General features: G+C 68.5%; 1 protein-coding gene. It reads right to left on the bottom strand.

The window, feature by feature from the left end:
* Positions 1-333: Nramp family divalent metal transporter (locus tag ACLZOT_RS50980; RefSeq protein WP_416976115.1), on the bottom strand; the 333-nt coding region annotated here is incomplete at both ends.

Raw genomic sequence — 333 nt, 5'->3', positions numbered from 1 at the left:
CATGAGGGTCAGGGCGAGGAAGGGCATGAAGGCGGCGCCCAGGACGCCGTAGATGATGATCAGGCGGAAGGGCTCGTCCTGGAAGAGCAGGACGATGGGCGGAAAGGTGAGCCAGAGCAGGTACGCGCGGAACGCCCAGGAGCGCTCGCGGCGGCCCGAGGCCAGTTCGTCGCCGCGTGCCTCGCGCTCGCCCCGCAGGCGCGCCAGGAAGTCGGCGAACATCAGGCTCACGCCGTGCCAGACACCGATCAGCGAGGTGAAGGAGGTGGCGAAGAAGCCGATCAGGAAGAGCTTGCCCGTGGCCGTGCCGTACTCCTGCTCCAGGACGTCGCC

Origin of the sequence: Streptomyces sp. 4F14 (genome assembly GCF_048159485.1) — a bacterium.
Lineage (GTDB): Bacteria > Actinomycetota > Actinomycetes > Streptomycetales > Streptomycetaceae > Streptomyces.
This window is presented reverse-complemented; position numbering and strand designations above follow the sequence as displayed.